Source organism: Fictibacillus enclensis (assembly GCF_030123385.1).
Lineage (GTDB): Bacteria > Bacillota > Bacilli > Bacillales > Fictibacillaceae > Fictibacillus_C > Fictibacillus_C enclensis.
The window spans coordinates 1,099,422-1,116,495 of record NZ_CP126109.1 but is presented as its reverse complement, the minus strand read 5'-3'; the positions used below and the strand labels follow the sequence as shown (position 1 = coordinate 1,116,495).

Here is a 17,074-nt window from a genome sequence, read left to right as displayed (position 1 = left end):
AAATAAAACAAATGATATAGAGCAGGAGGAGGTACAGTGTACAAGATTGATAGAAACATTACAGGCCTAGATTGGAATGAGGTATTGTCCATCTACCACGCTGTAGGCTGGACCCGGCATACCCTTATAGCTTTGCAAACTATATACAGCAACAGCAGCCATGTTGCTGCAGCCTACGCTGACAGCCGGCTTGCAGGCCTTGGGAGAGCACTGTCTGATGGCGTGTTCAATGCAGCCATTTATGACGTGATCATTCACCCGCAATTTCAAAGAAAGGGAGTTGGGAAGCTCGTTTTGGAGGACCTTCTTAATCAGCTTAAGGACATTTCCTGCGTGCATTTAATTTCCACAACGAGTAATGAACCGTTTTATGAAAAAGCAGGACTGAAAAGCGCAAAAACCGCCATGGCGCGCTACCTGAACAAAGATTTGGAAGCTGAGTATCTAGTAGAAAAATAGACAAAAAGGATTCACAACTCTCTGTAATTTCCTGCTCAATAATCCCTTTGCTTATGGTAAATTAATAGGGACATAAGATACAGGAGGTAATCAGGTATGAATCCATCCCTCAAACGTTTTATCCTAATTGGAACACTTGAAGGCATCTCGTTTCTTGTTTTGCTTGCCATTGCCATGCCGCTCAAATACTTTGCCGATCTTCCACTGGCTGTTACCATTGCCGGTTCTCTACATGGGCTGTTTTTTGTTCTTTATCTGATCGCACTGGCTTATGCCACATTTAAAAACCGTTGGTCATTCCCTCTCGTCATAGGAGCCCTTGTTGCTTCAGTCCTTCCCTTCGGTCCCTTCGTTTTTGACTCCTATTTGAAAAAAAACGCATAAAAAACCAGGCCTTTTTCTTTGATCGGTTCAAAGACGGGCCTGGCCTTCTTATCTTTTATTTACAGGATAGTTCCAAGAAAATCTTTTGTACGCTGATGCTTCGGCTGGGAAAAAATATCGCTCGGTGTACCCTTTTCTACAATTTTGCCGTCATGCATGTACACCACAGTATCGGCCGCTTCTCTTGCAAAGCCCATTTCGTGTGTTACGACGAGCATGGTCATTCCTTCTTTCGCCAGATCCTTCATCGTCGACAGCACTTCACCAACCAATTCGGGATCGAGGGCCGAAGTCGGCTCATCAAACAACATGATTTTTGGCTTCATGGCGAGTGATCTTGCAATCGCCACCCTTTGTTTCTGGCCGCCGGAAAGCTTTGATGGATAAACATGTTCCTTGTCCGCCAATCCCACTTTCTTTAAAAGCGCTCTACCTTCCTCGATCGCCTCTTCTTTTGGAATCTTTTTGACCATTACCGGGGCTTCAATCACATTTTCCAATACCGTCTTATGAGGGAAAAGGTTAAAATGCTGAAAGACCATTCCCACTTCCTGACGCACTTTGTTCAAATCCGTTTGATCTGGTTCAATTACTTTGCCATCAATAGTTATCGTGCCGCTCTCCTTGTACTCCAAATAGTTTAAACAGCGGAGCAATGTGCTTTTACCTGAACCACTGGCACCAATTAAAACCACAACATCCTGCTCATGAACTTCGATATTCACATCCTTTAGAACATGCAGTTCACCAAAGGACTTATTCAAGTTGTTAACGTTTATCATTACTTTTCTCTGTTTCACACTCGTTCCCCCCTACTCGTCTCCTCCGGCAATTTTCCCTTCCAGTTTATTAACCAAAAGGGTGAACAACAATACCAGTACCAGATAGTAAATCGCCACTATTAAAAGATACGTCATTTCTTCAAACGTTCTTGACCCCTGGGTGGTGGCCACATTAAACAATTCTGAAGACGAAATAAAGGCGGCCAATGATGAATCCTTCAGTCCGATGATAAACTGGTTGCCAAGCGGAGGCAGTGCGCGCCGGAATGCCTGAGGAAGCACAATTCTCCTCATGGCAAGTGCCGTGCTCATGCCAAGTGACCGTCCTGCTTCGAGCTGTCCTTTATTAATGGACTGGATGGAGCCCCTGAAAATCTCGGCGATGTAGGCACTGTTATGCAGCGCCAAACCCAGTGTTGCACACCAGTAAGAAGAAATTCCAAGTTCTGCTAAACCGAAATAAAAGAAGAAAATCTGTACGATCAACGGCGTACCCCTGATAATCGCTATGTACACGTTGGCAATCCAGTTAAGAATTTTGCTGTTTGACAGCTTAAAAAAGGCAAACAGCAATCCGACTATCGTACCAATTAATACGGAAACCACCGTAATTTGTAAGGTAAGCAGCAATCCTTTCATAAAGAGCGGATAGCTGTCGATAAATACTTCGAAAAAATGTCTAATCTTGGTTCAGCTCCTTTTGAAAGAAAAGAATGTGCAGTGTAACACACATTCTTCATCGATTTTATGGTTTTTTTGTAATATCGGTTTTCAGGTATTTTTCGCTTATTTCTTTCAATGTTCCGTCTTTCCTTAATTGTTCCAGCGCTTTGTTGATCGCTTTTAACAGCTGCTTGTCTTTCTTTGATACCGCAATCGCTTGTTCGCTCGTGCCAAGCGTTTCTGCTTCCTCTACTTTAAAGCCTTTTGCAATAGCCTGTTTGCCGGTAATGGAGTCCGTAATGACACCATCATGCTTCTTTTCACTTAAGGCACGCAATGCGGTTACATCGCTGTCATATACCGATATGTCTTTGGAGTATTTTTGTGCTTCACTTTCGTATGTAGAGCCTTTCGCTACAGCGATATTCTTGCCTTTAAGGTCGTTTACATTCTTAATGCCGCTGCCCTTTTGAACAAACAAAACCGGTCCGGAATAATAATACGGTGTACTGAAATTTACCGCTTTCTTTCGTTCAGGAGTAATAGTATGGCTGGCAACAGCTGCATCAAACCGGTTGGTCTTAACCGCCGTAACAATTCCATGGAATTTCTGCTTGTCCACTTTTGCCTTCAATCCCATTTCCTTGGCAAGAGCCTTTCCAACTGCAACATCAAATCCATCAAGCTTACCATTCTTGTCTGAATAGCTGAACGGATAGAACTCGCCTGAGACGACAAAAGAAAAAACGCCATCTTCTTTAAGTTCCACCTCATCCCCACTCTTCGTTGTGGATGTCGAGGACCCGCAGCCGGCAATCGACAAAATCATCGCAGCAATTAACAACATTGGCAAATAGAACTTTTTCACTGCTTTTCCCCCTTTTTTAATGTTTGATAGTTCTGACTAATTCAATGGTAACGTGTTGAATCTTCAAATACTAGCCACAAAAGTACTAGAGAGATTGTACTATCCTGGGTATATGTTCACCTCTGCTTTTTTTAGAACGCTTTGATCCTCAGATACCAAACAATAGTCCCATGAGATATTTACCCTAATTACCATGTAACTAATCGTAGGATTATTTCAAATTTTGTAGAATATATCAATAATTCACTTTGTTTAAAGGGAGGGGTGCGAAAAATGATGGGGGATCATCCAAAAGTTATCCTTCTTTCGGAGTATAAAAAGAAGAAACGAAAAAAACGGGGAACCCTTGGTTCCACCCGCTTGCTTCTCCGGTCTACCTTGCTGTTTATGAGTGTAAGCTTTCTGGTGTTTGCCATTTTTATGTGGCAGGACTATAAACGCACCACTCTATTTTCTCACAATCCCAATGAAATTTTTAAAGTACTGGATCAGCAGGATTCAAAAACATTATCTTCACCCGCCAAAGAAAAAATTTCGTCCATTGCCTCAAAGATCGAAGGACTGGAGTATTTGGCTGTTTTTTCACAAAAACCAGTCAAAGGAGATGAAAGCACCACTTCTCCCATCTATGTATTTTCAAAAGCAAAAGGAAAAGTCGATAATACTCTTAATCTCGGAGATGGAAATTGGCATATTGAATATAAGTTCAAGAAGCCTCAAAATCATTTTTTATGGGATATTTTTCTCGTTGTATTCATTTTTTTCTGCTTCGTTTTCTTCGGTTTATGGATGATCATTGGCTTCAAATATCCAAAAGGCATGAGTCTTGCCAGCCGTATGATGTATATAAAATAAAAACAGAGCGCCAGGATGCCGGCACTCTGTTTCTTTTATATTTTGCTCAAATCGTTAATGGCTTCTTGAACCGACAAATAGGTTTTCAAGGAATACAATTCATGGCTGGTGCCTGCTTTCATGGCAAGTTGTGCAGAAATACCGGTTAGTACAAGGTCCGTGCCAAGCAGTTTAATAAGATGATGCAGTTGAAAAATCAGGGATGAAGTGTGATCATCAAACATGCCCAATCCAGAAAGATCCAGTATTAAATATGTAGCATGTCTTACATTTGTGTCAGAAACAACGATTTCGGTGATCTTTTCAAACCGTTCACGGGATAGGTTTCCGATCAATGGAAGAACCAGCGTATTATCTGTAACAGGAACAAGAGGTGTGGACAAACGGTCAATTTCCTTTAATGTTATTTCCAGCCTCTCCTGATACTCTTCCTGTTTAGTGATATCATTTTGAATGCCGATGAAATAGTACTTTCCCTCCTCTTCCATATAAAAGGGATCGATCGTTAAATCGTTCCAAAATGGCGTGCCGTCTTTCCGGTAGTTTCTCAGTTTAATGGAAATTTTCTTCTTATCCTGCAAGGCTTCTTTTATTTCCCTGACAGAATCTTTATCCGTATCTTCCCCCTGAAGAAAGCGGCAATTTTTCCCGATCACTTCTTCATACTCATAACCAGCCATGGACAGGAAGCCTTCATTAACATAAATAATGGGATTATCGGAGAGCGATGGGTCGGTAATAGTAATGCCCACTCTAGTAAAATCAAGGGCTTTTTCAAGCAATGACACCTTTTCCTTAAAAAGATTCAGATTTTGTTTCAACACATCCTCTCCCTTCTGATACACCGTTCTACTAATTTAGGGCCATTATATCATTATTCTTCCTTGTTTCCTAACTTCCCCCCCTTATCCCCCATTTGTTGAAGAACCCGCTATTTATTTCCCGGAAAATGACGAAAGGTTGCCCTTACAAATCACGTGATCATCTGTATACTATAAACAGGAGGGATGAACCATGAGTAAAAGCAAAGCCAGGAAACTCCGAGACCGGATGATCAGGGAAGGAAAAAGGAACCCTTCGGATAACAGGGGAATTTATGCCCTTGCCGATCTGCGGACCAGAAAAACGAAAACCAAACTACAAAAGAAGATGCAAAACAAACACAAAGGCCGATTATCAGGTTATGGACAAGCTGATAATCGGCCTTTATTTTATTTAATCCTGTCCACTCGAACTAAAAGGCCTTCAGGCGTACGGCCGAAAACGTCGTATGCCATGGAAAGGAAAGCCGAAAAGTCCAACTCCCGGATGCAGTTCGCCTGCAAAAAAAGGGAACACGACACGGCTGGCTTCCGCCTCTTTCACGTTCAAGGGTATAGCCATATAGAGATTTTCACTATCATAGGAACTTAACAGTCCAGAATAGACCTCTCCATCCATCATTTCCAGTTCACTGTACTGTCCCATATATTGCCGGCATAGAAGCAAATAGTGATAAGGTTGGTGGGAGCCCGCTTTTTGGAGGGCAGCGGGAGGAACAGCATTCATTGTTGGCTTTAGGTCTTTGTCCAGATTCATGTTCTATCTCCTCCTTTGTACATACCATCTTATTCCGCTTATTCAGGATTGCACCGCTTATCCACCCAACTTTGCAAAAAAAAGCTGCCAGATTCCAGCGTGCGCTGGTTACTGACAGCTTTTTTTAGTGGCCGTTATGCTTCAAGAACTTCAATAACTTTCTTTGCTACGCTTAAGCTTGACTGCGGATTCTGACCGGTAACAAGCTTTCCGTCAGCTACAGCAAAATCCGCCCAGTTCTCTCCTTTTACAAATTCTGCTCCCAGTTCGCGCAATCTCGTTTCCAAAAGAAAAGGCACCTCTTCGGTAAGATTCATTTCCGCCTCTTCCGAATCGGTGAACGCCGAAACCTTTTTCCCTTTTACAATTGGAGCCCCGTTTGCGCAGGCAGCCATGACCAGTCCGGAGGGACCGTGACATACAGAACCAATTACCTTATCATCTTCTGCAAATTGACAAACAACGACCTGGAGATCGTGGCTGTTCGGAAAATCAAACACGGTTCCATGTCCTCCCGGAAGAAAGATCGCATCGAATCCATGGGCATCATCTCTCGTTAATGGAGGCGTATCTTTCAAAATGGCTTTTGCTTCCTCAAATTGTCCTGTATCCCCTTCAAGACTGTTGGGATCCAATGGAACATCGCCTCCAGCGATGCTTGCCACTTTGATCTCATAGCCCTGTTTTTTAAATTCATTGTATGGAACGGCAAACTCTTCAAGCCACAAACCCGTTTTGTGATCTCCGATGGTACCATGACTGGTTACAACAAACAGTATCTTTTTGGATGACATTTCACTTCACTCCTTTTTAATTTCATCTGCACCCGTATTTATTCCTTACTTTCCCAAATGATAAACATCCGACACCCATCCCATAGGGCTGCAGGTCCAATCCCTTGTCCTTTCATTCACATAAACTATCAAAAAAGCAGAATGAGGAACAAGCATGAAGTTTAAATTTGGAAACAGCACCACCGATGCGAAACGATACAGCACGTTTCAGAAAAAACTGGCCATCACCAAAGAAGCTGACTTGAACAGTCCAAGTGACTTTCTTCCGCCTAATCAAGAAATCCCCCTCCTGTCAGTGCATTTTACACAGTTGTCCAAAGGAAACAAGGTAGAAATCGAAGCATCGGCCGGATGGACGGCGGGCTTTCCGTGTGAACCTGCAACAATAAAGCTCACGGTAAGGCGAAATCCTGACATCCTTGTGGCAGAGACAGAGGATAGCACCCAGGATCTTCAGATGCAAAAGACGACGGCACTTACAGGCTCTGAAACCCTGAGCGATAATGCTGAATTGGCTATTTACACCTTATACGCATCAACCGAGCAGGCACAGAGAATCCGGATGAGCGGCAGCTTCCGTCTTCGTGCCGTTGTGAGGCTGAACATTTAAAAAAGCAGCAGGCCGCCAGCCTTGCTGCTTTTACTCATTTACGCTCAAGAGCATACAAATCATCTTCCACTGCCCCAAGCCGGTCTCTGACCACATTCAATGAATCTTTGATTCCCTGATTATAAAAGTGCTGCCCCAGCTGTGAGGAAAAAAAATCCAACACATTTTCTGCCGCGATCTCTCCGATTTCTTCTCCTCTTTCGTCATAGAAAAACTGCTGAATATCCCGGATTGCCTGATCCTTGTGTTCTTTTTTCCATTGTATAAGCATAATACCGCCTCCCCTATTCTTTATCAGTGTATCATTCTTCCTGTGTGTCTCCCATTCATTCTTAAAAAAAGAAGCCCGCAGACCCATGCTGCCGGCTTTCCTTTCTCACTTGCCTTTTGCAAGCAGAATCATGTCTTTGAATTTTACTTTTCCGCCGTAATGCATGACCCCATGCACATAAATTCTTCCTGCCAGCCGGTTGATGAACAACAAGGAGATTAACAGGATGGCAATGGTGATGATCACTTCAAGTGTACCTGCCTCACCCGCTACGATTCTTGAAAATGTAACAATCGGTGAGAAAAAGGGAATGTACGAGCTGACCACAACGAGCGTTGTCGAAGGATCGAACAGCGACCGCATTCCGATGAAGAATGCCCCCATAATAAGCATAATGATTGGAAACTGTGAGGCGCCCAAGTCTTCTGTGCGGCTGACCATGGAACCGACAGCAGCATACATCATCGCATACAGAAGGTATCCCAATATGAAGTAAGTGATAAACGCGGCAATGACGCCAGGGGTCAGGTTGGACAGATCGATTCCCGATCCAAAAATGGAAAGCTCGTTGGTATCGAGCCAGCCGATGGCATAAGCGATTAATCCGGCTGCAGCAATAATTGCGAGTTGAACGATAGCTCCCGTTAAAATGGCGGCAATTTTTGCATACATCATCAAAATGGGCTTCACTTTCGGAATCATGATTTCCATAACCCTTGAGGATTTTTCTGCAGCGACCGCGGTGGCGATCATTTGTCCGAATGCAATAATAAACAGATACATAAAGAAAACAAACACATAAACGATTCCAAACGTATTACTGGTATCCTTTAGAACCTCTTCTTTCACCTGCACGGTTGAAAGGAGAGATGTGGCGGTTTTCGGATTGATTTTATTTTTGGCAATCGTGTCAGCAATATACGATTGCTGCAGTGCTTGTGAAACCACGGGTACCGCTTCATTGTTCGGGAAGTTTTTATAGATATACGTCAGGGCCGGGACCCCTTTTTGCTCGCGGACAAGCAACAGTCCATCCAGGTCACCTTTTTCCACCTTTTTTCGAAACTTCTCTTCCTCATCCTTCTGTGCTGATCCCAGCTTTGTCTCATCTAATGTTTTGTTCAGGGCGTTGACGTTTATGTTACTTTCCGTCTTATTGATTACGGCAATGGTATCTTTATTCCCGCTGTCATTCTGATTCGCCCAATTGGAGTAAGCAAAGAATGCCAATATGGCGACAAAGATGATCGCCGTTGAGATTTTAAATGCCTTTGATTTCAAGTTTTCTTTTAAATGGAATTTATAAATTGCCGCAAATTTTTTCATCTTACTTCACCTTCTCCAGGAAGATTTCGTTCAATGTAGGTTCAAGCATTTTAAAATAACGAATCGGGATATGGGCCGAGTGCAGCCGGCTAAACAATTCAAACGCTTCTGACTCATCCCGCACCTTAAGCTTTACCTCATTGAGTGTTTTCTCGAATACAATTTTCCACTCCTGGAGCTTGTTTTCAAGCTCCCCATCGTTATGAAGAGTCAGATTTCGGTAGCCATAATTCTGCTTAATTTCACTAAGGTTGCCTTGGATTACCGTCTTACCGTCCTTCATCAGACAGACCTTTTCACAAAATGTTTCAATCTGCTCCATGCGGTGAGAGGATAGGATAACCGTTTTTTTCATTTTAACCTGTTCCTCAATAATGGACGCCAGCATATTGGCATTTACTGGATCCAGGCCGCTGAAGGGCTCATCAAGAATGAGCAGTTCCGGGTCATGAATAAGGGTGGCGATCAGCTGGATTTTCTGCTGATTGCCTTTTGATAAGTCAGAGGCCTTTTTTTCTTTATGCTCCTGGATTTCTAATTTTTCCAGCCAGTAGTCAATTGCCTGATTAGCGCTCTGCCTGTCCATCCCTTCCAGCTCTGCAAAATACCGAAGCTGATCGGATACCTTGCTTTTTTGGTACAAGCCCCTTTCCTCCGGCAAATATCCGATCGAAATCTTTTCTCTGTCCAAGGGAGCTCCCTCCCAATAAATTTCCCCAGCATCCGGTACAAGAAGACCCAATATCATTTTAATCGTGGTCGTCTTGCCTGCTCCATTCCGTCCAAGAAGTCCCAGCACCTGACCCTTGGGCAGATTCACTGTAAACTCGGAAACCGCATGCGTTTTTCCAAATGATTTGTCTACATTCTTCAGATTCAGCGACAAAAAATAACCCCCTTATGTACTGCAAAAGTTACCATTCTAGCATATTGGCAAAATACGCCTTATATTCTCTCATACAAAAATGGAAATATCAAACAGTCCTTGTTTAAAGCTGACTTCACAACACAAAAAAACTGCTCTCCCTTTAAGAGAAAGCAGGATTCTTTTAAACTTCAATTGGTGATCGTGAATTGCTCTTCTTCAGTCGATCCTTTTAATGCTGTGGTTGAAGAAAGGCCCCCTGAAATTGCCTGAGCCACTTCATCAAAGTAGCCTGTACCTACTTCTCGTTGATGGCGGGTAGCCGTATAGCCATCCTTTTCACTGTCAAACTCTTTTTGCTGCAATTCCGAGTAGGCGGCCATTCCCCTGGTTTTATATTCCTTCGCAAGTTCGAACATGCCATGGTTAAGGGCATGAAAGCCTGCTAGAGTAACAAACTGGAACTTGTAGCCCATCGCTGCAATCTGCTGCTGGAAAGTCGCGATTGTTTCATCATCCAGCTTCTTTCTCCAGTTAAAGGAAGGCGAGCAATTGTAAGCGAGCATTTTACCTGGAAAACGTTCATGGATCGCATCTGCAAACTTTTGTGCCTCTTCAAGGTTTGGTTCCGATGTCTCGCACCAGATCAGGTCTGCGTATGGAGCATAGGCAAGTCCCCTGGCAATGGCTTGATCAATTCCGGCACTTGTTCTGTAAAATCCTTCCGCTGTACGGTCACCCGTTAAAAACGGATGGTCATACGCATCAACATCACTTGTAATCAGGTTGGCCGCATTGGCATCTGTCCGTGCGATGAGGATCGTATCCACACCCATCACATCAGCGGCAAGTCTTGCAGAAATCAGGTGGCGCACAGCCTGCTGTGTCGGCAGCAGCACCTTTCCTCCAAGATGGCCGCATTTTTTCTCCGAGGACAACTGATCTTCAAAATGCACACCGGAAGCTCCTGCTTCAATCATCGCCTTCATCATTTCAAAAACGTTAAGCGCACCGCCAAATCCGGCCTCCGCATCTGCAACAATAGGTACAAACCAGTCGGTGTCCGTTTTTCCCTCGGAGAATTCAATTTGGTCGGCCCGCTGCAATGCCTGGTTGATCTTTTTCACCACATTAGGCACACTGTTTGCCGGATACAGGCTTTGATCCGGGTACATGTGACCCGAAAGGTTGGCATCTGCCGCTACCTGCCAGCCGCTTAAGTAAATCGCTTTCAGTCCTGCCTTTACTTGCTGAACGGCCTGATTCCCTGTCAATGCTCCCAGCGCATGAACATAGTTCTCTTCCTGCAGTGATTTCCAAAGCCTTGCAGCCCCTCTTTTTGCAAGAGTATGCTCAATTTGAACCGAACCTCTTAATCTGGCAACGTCTTCTGCCGTATACGTTCTTTCTATTCCTTCCCACCGCTTGTCGTTCCAGTTCTCCTTGATTTGTTCAGCCGTTTCTTTTTGATTCATCATTTTTCACTCCTTATTTAATATAGCAATCATGTACCTCACAAACGTTCCATTAGCTCTTTAATCAATGATTCCGTTTCCGTTGCAACGTTTGCAGCATACGCATCCGTCACCCTGGCAATCCGGGCAATTCCCGTTCCTGTGCTTCCCTGAACCATTGCATTCCGTGCAAGTTTCCTCACCATGCCCCTGGCATCCTTTACAATCCATTTAACTTCCTCCTCTTCGTGTTTTTAGTCTGTTATAAAACAGTTTATTATCTTGTAAAATAATATATAACACAACGACAAGGATGTGCAACAATTTTTTATAACAAAATAAAAAATAGGCCATCTGTTCTATAACAGATGGCGTTTTGTGACAATCTTACTGTTTTTTCTTTTAAAAGTCGTTCGGATTGGGTCCGTTTCGATGATTCGTATTCAATGTGTCGATCTGTTCCATGTCTTCTCTGCTTAATTCAAAGTCAAAGATATCGCTGTTTTGATAGATTCTTTCCTTATTTACCGACTTTGGTATGGTGACGACACCATTTTGGAGATCCCAGCGGAGAATGACCTGTGCTACTGTCTTTTCATATTTTTTTGCCAGCTCCACTAAAACAGGCTCATCAAAGATTTCTCCCTTTAACAAGGGCCGCCATGCTTCAAGCTGAATATTTTTGTCCTTGCAATAAGACAGCAATTCTTTTTGGGTCAGACGGGGATGGAACTCTACCTGATTGACCATTGGCACAATTTCACAGTCACCGAGCAGGTCTTCCAGATGGTGGATTTCGAAATTGCAAACACCGATGGCCTTCACCTTCCCGTCTTTATAGAGATGTTCCAACGCTCGCCAAGTGTCTTTGTACTTGCCGGAAACGGGCCAATGGACCAGGAACAGATCCACATAATCGAGGGCGAGCTTCTTTCTGCTTTCTTCAAAAGACTGCAGTGTGGTTTCGTAACCCTGCTCCGTATTCCACACTTTTGTGGTAATAAAAAGTTCTTCCCTTGGAACACCCGACTCCATGAGGGCCTGTCCCACACCTTCTTCATTTTTGTAAAACGAAGCTGTGTCAATGCTTCTGTATCCCGCTTCGAGCGCATATTGAATGGCGTTAATGACCTCCTGGCCATCCTCCGCTTTATAGACGCCGAGCCCCAGCCATGGCATGCGAACACCGTTATGCAGCACGGTTGTATCTGAAATGCTTTTTATCATCTGTAACGCCTCCTTGAGATTATCGTACCACTCCACATGTTAAAAAGAAAAACCTCCCGTTTGTTCGAGAGGTTTTTCCGCCAGGAAAAAGTCGGAATAATAAAATAGGTTCAATTCATCCAATCATCCAGAAAAAACAGACCTTAAACAGAAGCAAGCTCCTTCGCTTTGTTTACTTTAAATTCCTGCTTGATGCCGGAGAGCACTTCTTCATCTGTCAGAAGCTTCAATGCGGTTAATGCCAGTGACTTGGCTCCGAGAATGAGTGCATGGTCTCCTGCCGGTGAAATGGCGGCCTCGCGAAACTCATCGGTATGTCCAACCAGGCTCTCCGGGCCAATCTGCAGATAAGGATGAATGGTTGGAACCACTTGACTGATATTGCCGGCATCAGTGGATCCCAGACCGCTTCGATGCGAACTGTCGACTTCAGCACCAAGGCTTTCGAGCTGTTCCTGAAATACTTTATCAAAGGAACGGTTCAATAAAAGGTTATCGACCTGATTTTGAAAGGCGATCACATTTAATGTTGCGCCTGTGGCAAGGGCAGCGCCTTCTGCAATCCCTTTTACCTTTTTCGTCACCTCATCCAGCTTGGCGCGTGTGGCGGCGCGAATGTAAAAACGCGCTTTTGCGTATTCCGGAACGATGTTCGGCGCATCTCCGCCATGAGTGATAATCCCGTGAATTTTCACATCATCCGGAACATGCTGCCTGAGAGCGTTGATTCCGACAAACAGCTGAATGACGGCATCAAGAGCGTTGATGCCTTTTTCCGGTGCGGCTGCAGCATGGGAAGGTTTACCAATATACTCAAAATCGAGAGGATCAACCGCCAGGGATGTTCCCGTGATACGGTTGGAGTTACCCGGGTGAAACATCAGGGCTGCATCTATGCCCTCAAGCAGTCCGTGTTTTACAAAACTGCCTTTTGCACTTCCGTTTTCCCCGCCTTCTTCAGCGGGTGTACCAAACACTTTGACTTCACCGCCAATTTCATGAATCACGGATCCAAGAGCAATCGCCGCAGCCGTACTTGAGGTTCCGATGATGTTATGGCCGCAGGCATGCCCAAGCCCCGGCAACGCATCGTATTCAGCCAGAAACGCAATCGTTGGACCGTCCAGTGCGGATTTCTTGCTGGCAACAAATGATGTTTCATGGCCAGCTACACCACGTTCTACCTTGAATCCCTCTCGTTCGAGCAATGAGGTCAGAAGCCTGGATGCTAAAATTTCCTCATTTCCGATTTCCGGATTTTCATGGATTTCATGCGAGGTCTCAATGTATGTTGCTGCATTTTCCTCTACATTCACAGTGATAAGCTCTTGAATTTCCTCTACAGTACGGCTGATGACAGTCATTTTCTCAGATCCTTTCTCTCTCTTTTATTCTCCTATTTCACTTAATGGGACGAACGTTGGGATGGTTGCGCCCTTATAGATTTCATTAATTTTCTTGGCAGTATCCTTGGATTGATAAATCTTCGCGATTTTCTTTAAGGTCTTATTGTTCTGATCTTCTGTTCGTACTGCAATAATATTGATGTACGGCTTAGCCGTCTTGCTTTCCAGATAAATCGCATCCTTCTTTGGATTCATTCCTGCGTCCACTGCTACCCCATTATTGATGATGGAAGCTGCCACATCCGGAAGCACGCGCGGTGTTTGTCCGGCAACCACAGGCTTAAGCTTTAAATGCTTCTTGTTCTCGACAACTTTTTTCAAATCTCCGTTGCCATCAAAATTCTTTTCGAGCTTGATGAGACCGGCGCTTTGCAGCAAAAGAAGTCCGCGGCCCATATTTGTCGCTTCATTCGGGAGGGCAATGGTTGCTCCATCCGGTATATCCTTGATGTCTTTGTATTTTTCAGAGTAAACGCCCATCGGCGCGATTACGGTTGTGGCAATCGGTGCTAAATCCAATTTATGTTCCTTTTTAAAGGAATTAAAGTAAGAAATGGTCTGGAACGAGTTTGCGTCAATATCTCCGTCCGCCAGGGCCTGGTTGGGACGAACATAATCAGAAAACTCCACAATTTCAAGATCGATTCCTTCCTTTTTAGCCTTTTCCGCAATGTATTTCCAGACATCACTGTCCGATCCACTAATGCCCATTTTTACTTTTTCCTCTTTGCTTCCGCCGCTGCATCCGCTTAAGAAAGCCGACAACAGCACCCCGATAACTAAAACGATAAGTGAATATTTTTTCATGATGTATCTCTCCCTTTTCTTTCGCTATCTTCTTCTTAATTTTCTTGAAATCACATTTCCTGAGCTTTGTAATCCTTGCACCAGGATAATGAGCAGAACCACCGTTACAATCATAACGTCCGTATCAAACCGCTGGTATCCGTAAGCAATAGCCAAATCACCAAGGCCTCCGCCTCCAACTGCACCAGCCATGGCAGATGCACCGACCAAACCGATGGTCGCGGTGGTCAATGACAGGATCAATGAACTGAAAGCTTCCGGGAGCAGGATGCGGAAAATGGTTTGCCAAGGCGTTGCACCCATGGCTTCTGCAGCCTCCACAATTCCCGGATCAATTTCCAGCAAGCTGTTTTCCACCAGCCGGGCGATATAAGGCCCTGCGTATACAATCAACGGAACGATCGCCGCCGCTGTCCCGATGGATGTTCCTACAACTAAACGTGTAAACGGAATGATGGCTACCATGAGAATGATAAACGGTATGGAACGGAGAACGTTCACAATGGCATTCAGCACATTAAACACAGGTAAATTTTCAAGAATGTGGCCTTTTCTCGTTACGACGAGAATAATACCGATCAGGATGCCGATCACTGCCGATGCCAATAATGAAACACCGACCATGATCAATGTATCACCGGTCGCATCCAGGATGTCGACCCAGAATGTACTCCAATCAACTGGCATGTTCAATAACCTCCCTTACTTCCACATCGCCCTGTCCTGCAAAAAAGACGGCCCTGCGGATTTCCAGTTCGTCCCCAATCAGCTGAACTACGAGATTTCCAAATGGAACATCCTGCAGTTCGGTAACATGTCCGTACAGCACGCTGACATCGACATCAAACTTTTTTGCAATTTGAGATAAAAGCGGCTGTCCTGTTGAAGCTCCTGTAAAAACAATCCGGAACACCTGATGATTTTTGTCCTGGTTCCTCAAGATGGTTTTCAGCGAATCAGGAAGTTCATCCTGAAGGACAGAGCTTACAAATCGACGTGCGGTTTCTGTTTTCGGCCGGGAAAAGACTTCAAAAACACTGCCCTTCTCGATCACTTTACCTTTCTCCATCACCGCGACCGAGCTGCAAATCTCACGGATCACATTCATTTCATGGGTGATGATCAGAATAGTGATGTGATATTCCTTATTGATTTTTTTTAATAGCTCGAGGATGCTTGATGTGGTCTGCGGGTCAAGCGCCGAGGTGGCCTCATCACAGAGCAGAACCTCCGGATCCGTAGACAGCGCCCGTGCAATGCCCACCCGCTGCTTTTGACCGCCTGACAACTGATCCGGGTATTTATGTCCATGTTCGGAAAGTCCGACAAACTCAAGCAGATTGTTTACTTTTTCTTTAATGACACTCTTCTTTTCTCCCTGGAGGTAAAGAGGCGTTGCTATGTTATCAAACACCGTTTTCGCATTCAGCAGATTGAAATGCTGAAAAATCATACCAATGTTTTTCCGTTTTTTCCGGAGCCCTTTCGGTGAAAGATCAGCCATGTTCTCTCCGTCCACCAGCACCCGTCCGGAGGAAGGCTTCTCAAGCAAGTTGACACACCGCAGCAGCGAGCTTTTCCCTGCACCGCTGTACCCAACCACTCCATAAATCTCTCCTTTATCTATTTCAAAGCTCACATTGTTAAGTGCTTTGACCTGGTTTTTGCCGCTCTCATAAATCTTGGTAACTTCCTCAAATCGAATCAATCGTGTGTTCCCCCTTCAAAACTGCTCCAACAAAAAAACCTCTTCTTGTGAACACAAGAAGAGGCCTGCTAATAATGATTAAAGCTTCTCTTCTTATCTCCCAAGCTCACTGCTTGACGGAATTGGCACAGTATTTCCGTTTGCCGGAAACCCGCTGCCGAGGCTTCAAAGGGCCAGTCCCTCCACCTCTCTGGATAAGAAAACCATTCAGTTTTTTTTTGCAATAAAAAATTCTCTTCCAAGACAAGAAGAGAATGTTAATTCCATAATAGAAATTTGCTCTTCTTATCTTCCAGGTTCTTTAGGGAACCTGGTGGAATTGGCACAGTGTTTTTTCAAAAAACGAAAAACCCGCTGCCGAGGTTTCAAAGGGCCATGTCCCTCCACCTCTCTGGATAAGAAATACGTCATATTTACTTGATGTGCTCTATCATATACCAGGGATTTCAATTTGTCAAATGTTTTTCCGAGCTATCCGCTTGGAATTGTTAGTATGTATTGCCCTATTCTAAAGCTTTACGGCATCCTTTTCAAGGAAAACCATTACACTTCCCTGCTCCACTTTCTGAACATAACGTTCCGCCGTTCGTTCGGACAAATCAAGGGACATTAAGAGCTCTTTTAAGTCTTCCTCTGAATCCTCCGAAAACATGGAAGCAAACGGCCCTGCGGCGAGGAGCGGCCCAATACCAGGAACGCCAAGACCCGGAACAGCAATGGCTCCGCCAATACCGGAAAGAAACCCGGCAATTGTGCCATAGGCTGCTTCGTTCACATCTTCATCCAAATGTTCTTCTGAAACGTTTGTCTTGTCAGCCACCCGATCCATCGTTCCATCGTCTTTAGCCAGGATGGATATGTCTTTGGCGTTGTACCCCTGGTCAACCAATGCTTGAATGCGATCAATCGCTTCGCTTTCTGAATCATATACCCCGATTACCATTTTACTCATTGCTTATCCTCCTTTATCCGTATGGCTCTCTTATTAGTAATTACCCTAACCCCACTTCACTAAAC

General features: G+C 44.4%; 21 protein-coding genes, 1 pseudogene and 2 riboswitches. Of the genes and pseudogenes, 5 read left to right on the top strand and 17 right to left on the bottom strand.

The window, feature by feature from the left end; genetic code table 11:
- Nucleotides 1–36 precede the first annotated feature (36 nt).
- Both QNH15_RS06075 and QNH15_RS06070 read left to right on the top strand, forming a co-directional pair.
- Nucleotides 37–459, top strand: coding sequence for a GNAT family N-acetyltransferase (locus QNH15_RS06075; RefSeq protein WP_283893330.1), 423 nt, complete (start codon nt 37–39; stop codon nt 457–459).
- A 96-nt stretch (nt 460–555) separates the two neighbouring features.
- Nucleotides 556–843 (top strand): DUF3817 domain-containing protein, encoded by a 288-nt coding sequence (locus QNH15_RS06070; protein ID WP_283893328.1) that lies wholly within the window; start codon nt 556–558, stop codon nt 841–843.
- 59 nt (nt 844–902) lie between these two features.
- On the opposite strand, the gene QNH15_RS06065 is transcribed toward QNH15_RS06070, so the two are convergent.
- From QNH15_RS06065 to QNH15_RS06055, 3 genes are all read right to left on the bottom strand, one after another.
- Nucleotides 903–1,625, bottom strand: coding sequence for an amino acid ABC transporter ATP-binding protein (locus QNH15_RS06065; protein WP_061971419.1), 723 nt, complete (start codon nt 1,623–1,625; stop codon nt 903–905).
- Nucleotides 1,626–1,655: 30 nt separating this feature from the next.
- Nucleotides 1,656–2,264: an amino acid ABC transporter permease gene (locus QNH15_RS06060; RefSeq protein ID WP_283893324.1), complete on the bottom strand. Its 609-nt coding sequence runs from the start codon at nt 2,262–2,264 to the stop codon at nt 1,656–1,658.
- 106 nt (nt 2,265–2,370) lie between these two features.
- Entirely contained in the window at nt 2,371–3,135 is a 765-nt protein-coding gene (locus QNH15_RS06055) for a transporter substrate-binding domain-containing protein (protein WP_425590392.1), read from the bottom strand.
- A 294-nt stretch (nt 3,136–3,429) separates the two neighbouring features.
- On the opposite strand from QNH15_RS06055, the gene QNH15_RS06050 reads away from it, so the two are divergent.
- Entirely contained in the window at nt 3,430–4,011 is a 582-nt protein-coding gene (locus tag QNH15_RS06050; protein ID WP_283893320.1) for a hypothetical protein, read from the top strand.
- Nucleotides 4,012–4,046: 35 nt separating this feature from the next.
- Here QNH15_RS06050 and ytvA read toward each other — a convergent pair whose 3' ends face one another.
- Nucleotides 4,047–4,832 (bottom strand): YtvA family blue-light photoreceptor, encoded by a 786-nt coding sequence (ytvA, locus tag QNH15_RS06045; protein ID WP_283893318.1) that lies wholly within the window; start codon nt 4,830–4,832, stop codon nt 4,047–4,049.
- A gap of 193 nt (nt 4,833–5,025) precedes the next feature.
- Here ytvA and QNH15_RS26310 point away from each other — a divergent pair.
- Nucleotides 5,026–5,217, top strand: a pseudogene (locus QNH15_RS26310) (hypothetical protein); the annotation flags it as partial.
- Nucleotides 5,218–5,256: 39 nt separating this feature from the next.
- Here QNH15_RS26310 and QNH15_RS06035 read toward each other — a convergent pair.
- A complete protein-coding gene (locus QNH15_RS06035; protein ID WP_283895784.1) occupies nt 5,257–5,589 on the bottom strand; it encodes an LSm family protein in 333 nt (110 codons plus the stop codon).
- A gap of 134 nt (nt 5,590–5,723) precedes the next feature.
- Complete coding sequence (locus tag QNH15_RS06030; RefSeq protein WP_283893316.1) at nt 5,724–6,383, bottom strand: type 1 glutamine amidotransferase domain-containing protein; 660 nt, start codon at nt 6,381–6,383, stop codon at nt 5,724–5,726.
- Nucleotides 6,384–6,537: 154 nt separating this feature from the next.
- Between QNH15_RS06030 and QNH15_RS06025 the strand changes: the two genes are divergently transcribed.
- Complete coding sequence (locus QNH15_RS06025) at nt 6,538–6,993, top strand: hypothetical protein (RefSeq protein ID WP_283893314.1); 456 nt, start codon at nt 6,538–6,540, stop codon at nt 6,991–6,993.
- A 34-nt stretch (nt 6,994–7,027) separates the two neighbouring features.
- Here QNH15_RS06025 and QNH15_RS06020 read toward each other — a convergent pair whose 3' ends face one another.
- From QNH15_RS06020 to QNH15_RS05970, 11 genes are all read right to left on the bottom strand, one after another.
- Nucleotides 7,028–7,264, bottom strand: coding sequence for a DUF2164 domain-containing protein (locus tag QNH15_RS06020; protein WP_129477376.1), 237 nt, complete (start codon nt 7,262–7,264; stop codon nt 7,028–7,030).
- A gap of 105 nt (nt 7,265–7,369) precedes the next feature.
- Complete coding sequence (locus tag QNH15_RS06015; protein WP_283893311.1) at nt 7,370–8,590, bottom strand: ABC transporter permease; 1,221 nt, start codon at nt 8,588–8,590, stop codon at nt 7,370–7,372.
- A 1-nt stretch (nt 8,591) separates the two neighbouring features.
- Nucleotides 8,592–9,476: an ABC transporter ATP-binding protein gene (locus QNH15_RS06010; protein WP_061967565.1), complete on the bottom strand. Its 885-nt coding sequence runs from the start codon at nt 9,474–9,476 to the stop codon at nt 8,592–8,594.
- Nucleotides 9,477–9,646: 170 nt separating this feature from the next.
- Nucleotides 9,647–10,933 carry an isocitrate lyase gene (aceA, locus tag QNH15_RS06005; protein ID WP_283893309.1) on the bottom strand — a complete coding sequence of 429 codons (1,287 nt, stop codon included), beginning with the start codon at nt 10,931–10,933 and terminating at the stop codon, nt 9,647–9,649.
- 35 nt (nt 10,934–10,968) lie between these two features.
- Nucleotides 10,969–11,115, bottom strand: coding sequence for a hypothetical protein (locus tag QNH15_RS06000; protein WP_156412540.1), 147 nt, complete (start codon nt 11,113–11,115; stop codon nt 10,969–10,971).
- 196 nt (nt 11,116–11,311) lie between these two features.
- Nucleotides 11,312–12,136: an aldo/keto reductase gene (locus QNH15_RS05995; RefSeq protein ID WP_283893306.1), complete on the bottom strand. Its 825-nt coding sequence runs from the start codon at nt 12,134–12,136 to the stop codon at nt 11,312–11,314.
- A gap of 143 nt (nt 12,137–12,279) precedes the next feature.
- Nucleotides 12,280–13,500, bottom strand: a complete 1,221-nt coding sequence (locus QNH15_RS05990; RefSeq protein WP_283893304.1) for a M20 family metallopeptidase — start codon at nt 13,498–13,500, stop codon at nt 12,280–12,282.
- Between the two features lie 24 nt (nt 13,501–13,524).
- Nucleotides 13,525–14,349: a MetQ/NlpA family ABC transporter substrate-binding protein gene (locus QNH15_RS05985; RefSeq protein WP_283893302.1), complete on the bottom strand. Its 825-nt coding sequence runs from the start codon at nt 14,347–14,349 to the stop codon at nt 13,525–13,527.
- Nucleotides 14,350–14,373: 24 nt separating this feature from the next.
- Entirely contained in the window at nt 14,374–15,036 is a 663-nt protein-coding gene (locus QNH15_RS05980; protein WP_061967556.1) for a methionine ABC transporter permease, read from the bottom strand.
- Complete coding sequence (locus tag QNH15_RS05975; protein ID WP_283893299.1) at nt 15,026–16,057, bottom strand: methionine ABC transporter ATP-binding protein; 1,032 nt, start codon at nt 16,055–16,057, stop codon at nt 15,026–15,028. The genes QNH15_RS05980 and QNH15_RS05975 overlap by 11 nt, the downstream gene beginning before the upstream one ends.
- 90 nt (nt 16,058–16,147) lie before the next feature.
- A riboswitch (SAM riboswitch) is annotated at nt 16,148–16,258 on the bottom strand.
- An 81-nt stretch (nt 16,259–16,339) separates the two neighbouring features.
- Nucleotides 16,340–16,459: riboswitch (SAM riboswitch) on the bottom strand.
- A 106-nt stretch (nt 16,460–16,565) separates the two neighbouring features.
- Nucleotides 16,566–17,009 (bottom strand): YflT domain-containing protein, encoded by a 444-nt coding sequence (locus QNH15_RS05970; protein WP_283893298.1) that lies wholly within the window; start codon nt 17,007–17,009, stop codon nt 16,566–16,568.
- Nucleotides 17,010–17,074 lie beyond the last annotated feature (65 nt).

Coding starts and splice junctions, on each gene's coding strand:
- QNH15_RS05970 (WP_283893298.1), bottom strand. CDS start 17,009: ATGAGTAAAATGGTAATCGGGGTATATGATTCAGAAAGCGAAGCGATT.
- QNH15_RS05985 (WP_283893302.1), bottom strand. CDS start 14,349: ATGAAAAAATATTCACTTATCGTTTTAGTTATCGGGGTGCTGTTGTCG.
- QNH15_RS05990 (WP_283893304.1), bottom strand. CDS start 13,500: ATGACTGTCATCAGCCGTACTGTAGAGGAAATTCAAGAGCTTATCACT.
- QNH15_RS06055 (WP_425590392.1), bottom strand. CDS start 3,135: ATGTTGTTAATTGCTGCGATGATTTTGTCGATTGCCGGCTGCGGGTCC.
- QNH15_RS06060 (WP_283893324.1), bottom strand. CDS start 2,264: ATGAAAGGATTGCTGCTTACCTTACAAATTACGGTGGTTTCCGTATTA.
- QNH15_RS06000 (WP_156412540.1), bottom strand. CDS start 11,115: ATGGTGAGGAAACTTGCACGGAATGCAATGGTTCAGGGAAGCACAGGA.
- QNH15_RS06030 (WP_283893316.1), bottom strand. CDS start 6,383: ATGTCATCCAAAAAGATACTGTTTGTTGTAACCAGTCATGGTACCATC.
- QNH15_RS05980 (WP_061967556.1), bottom strand. CDS start 15,036: ATGCCAGTTGATTGGAGTACATTCTGGGTCGACATCCTGGATGCGACC.
- QNH15_RS05995 (WP_283893306.1), bottom strand. CDS start 12,136: ATGATAAAAAGCATTTCAGATACAACCGTGCTGCATAACGGTGTTCGC.
- QNH15_RS06035 (WP_283895784.1), bottom strand. CDS start 5,589: ATGAATCTGGACAAAGACCTAAAGCCAACAATGAATGCTGTTCCTCCC.
- QNH15_RS06015 (WP_283893311.1), bottom strand. CDS start 8,590: ATGAAAAAATTTGCGGCAATTTATAAATTCCATTTAAAAGAAAACTTG.
- QNH15_RS06070 (WP_283893328.1), top strand. CDS start 556: ATGAATCCATCCCTCAAACGTTTTATCCTAATTGGAACACTTGAAGGC.
- QNH15_RS06065 (WP_061971419.1), bottom strand. CDS start 1,625: ATGATAAACGTTAACAACTTGAATAAGTCCTTTGGTGAACTGCATGTT.
- QNH15_RS06020 (WP_129477376.1), bottom strand. CDS start 7,264: ATGCTTATACAATGGAAAAAAGAACACAAGGATCAGGCAATCCGGGAT.
- QNH15_RS06025 (WP_283893314.1), top strand. CDS start 6,538: ATGAAGTTTAAATTTGGAAACAGCACCACCGATGCGAAACGATACAGC.
- aceA (WP_283893309.1), bottom strand. CDS start 10,933: ATGATGAATCAAAAAGAAACGGCTGAACAAATCAAGGAGAACTGGAAC.
- QNH15_RS06050 (WP_283893320.1), top strand. CDS start 3,430: ATGATGGGGGATCATCCAAAAGTTATCCTTCTTTCGGAGTATAAAAAG.